7 protein-coding genes and 1 tRNA gene are annotated in these 7,201 nt (G+C 42.8%); 3 read left to right on the forward strand and 5 right to left on the reverse strand.

Annotated elements, in window-relative coordinates; all coding sequences use genetic code 11:
* The 3 genes from A3763_RS28615 to A3763_RS11360 all read left to right on the forward strand — a co-directional run.
* A partial coding sequence (locus A3763_RS28615) for a spondin domain-containing protein (RefSeq protein WP_197482889.1) occupies positions 1-324 on the forward strand: 324 nt, incomplete at its 5' end.
* Positions 325-436: 112 nt separating this feature from the next.
* Complete coding sequence (locus tag A3763_RS11355) at positions 437-1,186, forward strand: response regulator transcription factor (protein WP_231872177.1); 750 nt, start codon at positions 437-439, stop codon at positions 1,184-1,186.
* Positions 1,176-2,711: a cell wall metabolism sensor histidine kinase WalK gene (locus A3763_RS11360; RefSeq protein WP_068553872.1), complete on the forward strand. Its 1,536-nt coding sequence runs from the start codon at positions 1,176-1,178 to the stop codon at positions 2,709-2,711. The genes A3763_RS11355 and A3763_RS11360 overlap by 11 nt, the downstream gene beginning before the upstream one ends.
* A 138-nt stretch (positions 2,712-2,849) precedes the next feature.
* Here the strand turns inward: A3763_RS11360 and A3763_RS11365 are convergent, their stop codons facing one another.
* The 5 genes from A3763_RS11365 to A3763_RS11385 all read right to left on the reverse strand — a co-directional run.
* Positions 2,850-3,521: a pseudouridine synthase gene (locus A3763_RS11365; protein ID WP_068553871.1), complete on the reverse strand. Its 672-nt coding sequence runs from the start codon at positions 3,519-3,521 to the stop codon at positions 2,850-2,852.
* A gap of 173 nt (positions 3,522-3,694) precedes the next feature.
* Positions 3,695-3,770: transfer RNA gene (locus tag A3763_RS11370), tRNA-Phe, on the reverse strand.
* Positions 3,771-3,913: 143 nt separating this feature from the next.
* Positions 3,914-4,186, reverse strand: a complete 273-nt coding sequence (locus A3763_RS11375; RefSeq protein ID WP_068553869.1) for an oxidative damage protection protein — start codon at positions 4,184-4,186, stop codon at positions 3,914-3,916.
* Between the two features lie 45 nt (positions 4,187-4,231).
* A complete protein-coding gene (gene mutY, locus A3763_RS11380; RefSeq protein WP_068511288.1) occupies positions 4,232-5,323 on the reverse strand; it encodes an A/G-specific adenine glycosylase in 1,092 nt (363 codons plus the stop codon).
* Positions 5,323-7,201 (reverse strand): AsmA family protein (locus A3763_RS11385; protein ID WP_068760043.1); only part of this gene is annotated, 1,879 nt, incomplete at its 5' end. The genes A3763_RS11385 and mutY, both read right to left, overlap by 1 nt.

Raw genomic sequence — 7,201 nt, forward strand, 5'->3', positions numbered from 1 at the left:
TTGGTTAACTCGAATGATGCTATTGCAGCTTTAAACGGTAAAGCAATTAGCACACTAGAGATTGACGAGAGTATGAGTTTTGAATTGCTGACCTATGATACGGGCACTGAAGCGAACACCGAGACAGCAGACACAATTCCCGGGCCTGCAGCACAAGGTGGCGATCGTGAAGGGTTCAATGTTGCGCGTGATGATGTTCGGGACGCAGCATATCTGCACCCAGGTGTTGTGACTCAGGACGACGGTTTATCAAGCTCAACCTTAGGTGAGGTTCACCGTTGGGATAACCCGGCTGTGAATGTTCGCGTGGAACGTATTCGTTAGCGCACGTTGTTTGAGGGCTTTTGAATGTTGTTATTCTTAAGCTTAGTAGCCTCACTCTCTCCTCGTTTTTATGGTCTCAAACAGGCTTATGATAAATGCTAGGGAGCAGAGAATGAACCTTCATATGGAGAGTAAAAGTTTACAAGCGGTTGATGTTCTTTCTGACCTTGATAGAAAGCGTTTTCTGATTGTGGAAGATGACCCCGATATCGCAGACCTTATGTCGCTTCACCTTCGAGACTTAAACGCCGATATTTTAGTTGTTAGTGATGGCGTTGAGGGTTTTCAGCGAGCGAGATCAGAGCAGTGGAACGCCATTATTTTAGACTTACAACTGCCAGGCATAGACGGTTTGGAGCTATGTAGAATGCTTCGAGTCTCACAAATTTATGTGCCGCTGATGATGGTGACTTCCCGTTCAACTGAGTTGGATAGAGTCTTAGGTCTAGAGATTGGTGCTGATGATTACTTAGTTAAGCCTTTTAGTGTGGCCGAACTAAAGGCAAGAGTAAAAGCATTGCTTAGACGGTCTGCCCAGAGTGAGAAACCAAGACCTGAAGCGAGTGTATTGAGCTATCTTAGCCTTTCTTTAGATTCCTCTTCTAGAAAAGCAAAATTAGCTGAAAAGACGCTAGATCTAACAGCGAAAGAATTCGATTTACTTTGGTTCTTTGCATCTCATGTGGGAAAGGTCTTTAAACGTAGTGAGCTTCTTGACAAGGTTTGGGGTTATGGTCACGAAGGTTATGAGCATACCGTTAACTCTCATATAAATCGCTTGCGATCAAAACTGGAATCGGATTCTTCAAACCCTGTATATATTAATACAATTTGGGGGGTGGGTTATCGTTTTGGAGAGTAAGAACATTGAAAAGGGTGCGATGAGACGAAAGCTGCCGTTTTATACAAAGCTGGCTGTCACCATATCTATCATCGGTATTTTTGTGACAGGGATGTTCTTTGTCTTAGCGCTATGGAGCAGTGATAAATATCATCAAGAAGTTACCCAGCGGCTCCATCGTGACTTGGCACCGTACATACTGGATCATTTATCTGAGCCTTTGTTTTTAGACAAAGCAGAGCGAGAAAATGGCAGCCTTAATATCAATAAAAAGGCACTTAAGGGGATCGCAATCAATACCATGATGATCAATCCAAGTGTTGAAGTTTATTTGTTGGATAATAATGGTCAAGTATTAGGGCATGCGCTACCCGACGCCTCAATCGATAAAGGTCAGGTCAATGTACGGGCAATAGACTCATGGCTAAAGGGTGAGGGGAATGAGGCAGTCTTGGGGAGTAATCCAAGAGAGCCTGATAAACTCAATATATTCTCTGCCGCGCCTGTCTTCTTTCAGGGTAAGCAGAAAGGCTTTCTGTATATCGTGCTCGCTAGTCATGAGTCTGCCTCGATAGCCGAATCACTGCAAAGCAGCCATATCATTCGCATTGTCTTAGGAGCGATGTGCGCAATATCGCTATTCTTCGTTTTCTCAGCTTTGTTATCTTTCAAGCGAATTACTAGCCCACTGAGGAAGCTGGCTCAGGAAATTCGAACTTATCGTGAGGCTGAGCTAGGCACAAGTGATGCTTGGGAATTAAGGAGTAACAGTGATGAAATTGAAGTTTTATCGAGTTCCTTTTCGCTTATGCGCCAACGAATACAAAGCCAGTTTGATCAACTCGCTGAAAGTGATCGCTTAAGAAGGGAGTTAATATCTAATGTCTCTCACGACTTAAGAACGCCATTGGCAGCCATGCAGGGCTATTTGGAAACACTCATTATCAAGTCCGAGACGCTAGACTCTGCTAAGCAGAGAAAATATTTGGAAGTGGCGCATCGTCATAGCAAGCGTTTAAGGGATTTAGTTAGTCAATTATTTGAATTATCTAAACTAGAAGCGGGGAGGGTTCAGCCACAATACGAGATATTCTCCTTGACTGAGCTTGTTTACGATGTGCGACAAGACTATGAATTACGAGCGCAAGAAAAGGGGCTTGAATTGATCGCAAAAGTGCCTGATGAGAATGTTTTGGTGAATGCCGATATTTCTCTTATGCAGAGGGTGCTCCAGAACCTGATTGATAATGCTATCTCTCACAGTAAAGAAAGTGGTGAAGTTACCTTGTCACTGAAGTTAGAAGGACGCGGCGTTCAAGTCGGTGTTTTTGATACTGGCCGTGGCATCGCTGCCGAAGATATCCCTTATGTTTTTAAGCGTTTCTACCAGTCTACGTCAGACGTAAATCCTGAGCTTAGGAAAGACGGCGCTGGCCTTGGTCTAAGTATCGTTCAGAAGATACTTGAATTGCATGACAGTATCATTAGCGTCAGATCTCAGTTAAATACCGGGACAGAATTTTCCTTTGCTTTGATGAGGGTCTAGCTTAGAGGGTGAGACGGGAATGTTCATTTTTTTTAATAGTGAAAAGTGATTTTTCTCATACTTTTTGCTTGTGGGGAGCGGCACTAACTCAAGGGAAAGAGTAGAGTTAATGAATATCATTCCAGCGTTTAGTATCGGCTAAAATGGAGAGGGGCATAAGCCCTTTATTTGTTTTCCTGAAATAGGGTGTACAAACTCCAATGTTGTTGCATGTAGCATTAGGCGGTCAGCCATTGCTTTACTACGCTCTGTTGCATATAAGTCACAGCCAATAATAGGGTGTAAGATTTCGCGGCTATGAATTCGCAGTTGATGGGTTCGTCCTGTCAATGGTGTGAATGTTACCTTGGTCAAGTCAGGGTTCAGGTAGCGCTCAATAACTTGAAATTTTGTTATCGCCTCTTTACCTGTTTCGTAGCAGATTTTCTGGAATGGAAAATTGGCCACATCTTTTGCGATTGGAAAGCTAATCGTACCTTCATCTTTTTCGAGTGTGCCTTCTAATATCGCGCAATATGACTTTTTTATCGACCTTGCCTGAAACTGTTTTCCAATATGAGCATTAACGCTTTTGCTAAGCGAGACCAGCATAATACCTGAGGTGCCGAAGTCGAGCCGGTGAGTCAACCTAGCACTAGGGAAGTCTTTAACGAGTCGGTAATGAACTGAATCAATATTGAGAGGGTTCTGTCCTGACAAACTCAGCAATTTACTCGGCTTGTTAATGAGCAATAAATGCTCATCTTGATAAAGAATCTTGATATGTTCGTGGCAAGGCGGGGCGATAAAATCATCAGGTTTATGTTGCATTGTCTTAGTATGACGGAAAAAACGGTGATGTATAGATGAATTGAAACAGAAAAGTGTTTAGTTAAAATTTGTCGATTCAGAAAGTGATAATTCAACCGATATTTTTACGGTTGGGCTAAATCGCAGACAAGAAAAAACCCGAACATCTTGCGATGATCGGGTTCTTCGAATAATGGTGCCCGGTCTCGGAATCGAACCAAGGACACGAGGATTTTCAATCCTCTGCTCTACCGACTGAGCTAACCGGGCATATCAATTATTTAAAGTGCTTGATCTTGCACTGGTACAACTTGTTGCGTCTCGGTATGTCTGCAACGGGGGCGTATTAAACCTGTTTCGTTTCGATGAGTCAAGAGCTAAAACTAAAAAAAAATCACAAACGTAAATTTTGATTATTTTGTAGGCGTAACATAGCCCTCTATGCTTTCAATGTCTTCATTATTAAAGAATTTATGCATCTGTTCTTTCAAGAACTTTCGGTCTTCGGCGCTCATCATATTGAGCTGTCGTTCGTTAATCAGCATGGTTTGTTTATTTTGCCATTCTTTCCAGGCTTGTTCAGAGATGTTGTTAAAAATATCTTGGCCCGCTTCTCCTGGCATTGTCGGGGTATCCAGGCCTTTCAGTTCTTTTTGATACTTTCTGCAAAAAACAGTGCGACTCATGTTTCGATCTCGTGTGGTAAGTAAATAGCATGTGATGGGTCAATCTTAGTCATTTAATCTGAATAAATCATCACAATTTAGCTTTTCAAGGTAGGAAGATATTGGTGCCGGCAGGCCTAATTTAGAAAGCTGATGTTCTTGGATCCACTTTAGCCTATCTGATGAGCGTACTTCTGGTAGTGACGCTTTTAGCTTTAATTTAACCGGCTGTATCTCTAGTTTGTAATGAGAAAAGGTATGGTGAATGCTTTGGTGTCTTTCTAGTAGTTCTGTTTCTATGCCAAAGTTCTCGGTGCAGTATTGAATCAAGTCTGGTGGCGTGAGTGAGGGTGGTGCCTCTGGCAAGCTATATAAACCACCCCATATTCCGCTTGGCGGCCTTTTCTCAAGTAGGACTCCCTTATCAGACTCAATTAGCAGTGCCCAGGTTTTCTTTTGAGGGATCTTTTTTTTGGGTTTTGAAACCGGTAGGGCATGTTGTAGGTCTGCTTTGTTTGCCTGGCAATCTTCCTGCATTGGACAAATTGTGCACTTAGGTTTGCTGCGTGTGCAGAGTGTTGCGCCAAGATCCATGATGGCTTGTGTATAGTCATCAACACGATCTTGCGGTGTGTGTTCATCTGCGAGTAGCCATAGCTTTTGTTCGGTTTTTCTTTCGCCAGACCAGGTTTTGATGGCGTGATAACGACATAAAACCCGTTTTACGTTGCCATCAAGAATCGGGGCATATTGTTTGTGAGCAATGCTACGAATAGCGCCAGCAGTTGAACGACCAATGCCTGGCAGGGCACTTAAGCCGTCAACATCTTCGGGAAAGACGCCATCCAGGTCATAAGATATTTGTTTTGCTGCTTTGTGTAGATTACGCGCACGGGCGTAATAGCCTAAACCGGCCCAATGTTCGAGCACGCTGTCTTCGTCAGCATCTGCCAAACTTTTAACATCAGGAAAGCTTGCCATAAAGCGTTTGAAGTAGTCGATAACTGTGCTGACCTGGGTTTGCTGGAGCATAATTTCAGATACCCAAACCCTGTAGGGTGTTTTGTCTATTTGCCAGGGTAAGTTTTTGCGACCGTGTTGGTCGAACCAATTTAGTAGGCGATTTGCAAAGATTGATGAGCTTTTATCTGTGGACATTAAAATAGTTTCTTGAGTAGGTTCTTGGCAGCATCTTTGATTTCATCTTTGTCGCCAAGGTGTTTGTTTAAGGCTCTATCCAGTTCTTTATCTAATTTACGCTTTGCTTCTTTAGCAGCTACTTGCTTGGTCGCATCGAGTAAACGTTTGCTGTCCAGTTTACATAGCTCAGCTGGAGGCGTATCAAATTTTCCTTTGCATCTTACAGGAACAGGAATGTCTTTGAACTTTTCATTAACCCTGCAGGCATGCTCATTAGAGTCGCCAATGACGCGTAAGCCGGTTTTTATGTCTAGCGATGTTGCGCTCAGGTTGATAGGGCCTTCGGCGCTCATCGCCAATCCGGAGCTTGTTAGCTCGAAATTGTTCGTGAGAATCTCATCTTTCAAACTGGCGCTGCCTTTAAGCAGATCAAAAGGTGTGGCTTTTGGCCAGTTGTTAGTATCGATAGAATCTTTATTTATTAGGGCCAATCCTTTGCAGCTTAGTGCCTTGAAGTTTATGCCTTGAACTTCACCGTCGAGTACTTCAAATTCGGATTGAGCCAAGGCATTGCTTTGAACTTCGCTTAAGGTGTTACCACGACTTGTCAGCGCAGCACTAAAATTGAGAGTGCCACTGAGGCTAGCGCTGTCCTCGGCATTTTGAATTTCCAGCGCTTGAATCAGAGTGCCTAAGTTAAGGTTTGATATCTTTGTATCGGCTTGCCAAGTAGGTTTGTTGCTACGCGCATCTATTTTTGCGCTCGTGTTTAGTATGCCTTCATGAGACTTCGCAGACAGGTTTGTTACGCTGACGATTCCGTTCTTTGCGGCTAATTCGACATTAAGATTTTCGATCAGGACTTTGTTTGCAATTAAGCTTTGTTGTTTTAAAGATATGTCTAGATCGAGCTGTCTCAGTGTTTCTAGTGGCAGAAGCTCTGAGTTGGTTTGGTTGTTCGTTGGTGCTTCATCGTTGGCGCTTGCTTGGGTGTTGTTATTTTCCTCTTCGGCGGGTAAATAATTATCGATATTAACTGAGTCACCGACAAGGCTAAGTGCAAACGCTTGATTACTGCTATTGAATGTAAGGTCTCCTTGCCATGAACTCTTATCTACTTGTGTGTTGATTTGTTGAAAGTATAGAGCCTGGTCTTTAAATTCGAGCTTACTCGAAAGGCTAAATGCGTTTAGCGCTTCAGGTGAAGATAAGGTGGGTAATGCAATTCCAAATCTCTCGGCTAGAATCTTGGGGTTGAACTTGTTGACTTGGACTTGCCCTTGAAGGTGAGGTGATTCTAAGTAGTTTGTAAGGCTTAACTGACTATCAAGCTTGAGTTCCTCGAGTATGAGGAAAAGCTCCTCAACCACTATTTCTTCTTTACTGGTGTTCACAGTGAATTTGCTGTCGAGACTTGCATTAATTACTTCGAACTGAGAGAAGGCGCCATTCGCTTCAAAATTACTCTTGAGTTCTTTTACCGTAATTTTTGAAAAGTCAGGTGAAAACTCGATAAGGCCAATAATATTAGAATTGAGTGTTAGTTTTTCTATGGTGTCTTCGAAGGTGAAGTCTATGTCGAAGGGTACATCTTTGTTTGGTGCTATGTTTGAAACCTTAATACTCGCAGGTGAAAGTTTAATGCTTTGGTTTTTGAGCTCTGATGTATAAGCAATGTTTAGGTTAGATATGCTTAGCTGGCTGAGTAAAAACGAAAGCTCAGAAGTCTTCTGGTTTTTTGAGTCTTGATTTGAATCTTTTGCTTTCGTTTCCGAGGTGTCTTTTTCCAGTGCCGCTGTTTCTTGTGTTGGTAGAATATTAAGCCAATTGGCTTTTCCTTGCTCGTCTTCAAATAGCGATATTTTTGCACTATCGAGAAGCAGGGTGTGAACGCTG

It is taken from the genome of Oleiphilus sp. HI0128 (assembly GCF_001635365.1).

What these genes read in the sequence shown, in the direction of transcription:
- A3763_RS11355 (WP_231872177.1), top strand. Translation starts at nt 437, where the DNA reads ATGAACCTTCATATGGAGAGTAAAAGTTTACAAGCGGTTGATGTTCTT.
- A3763_RS11365 (WP_068553871.1), bottom strand. Translation starts at nt 3,521, where the DNA reads ATGCAACATAAACCTGATGATTTTATCGCCCCGCCTTGCCACGAACAT.
- A3763_RS11375 (WP_068553869.1), bottom strand. Translation starts at nt 4,186, where the DNA reads ATGAGTCGCACTGTTTTTTGCAGAAAGTATCAAAAAGAACTGAAAGGC.
- mutY (WP_068511288.1), bottom strand. Translation starts at nt 5,323, where the DNA reads ATGTCCACAGATAAAAGCTCATCAATCTTTGCAAATCGCCTACTAAAT.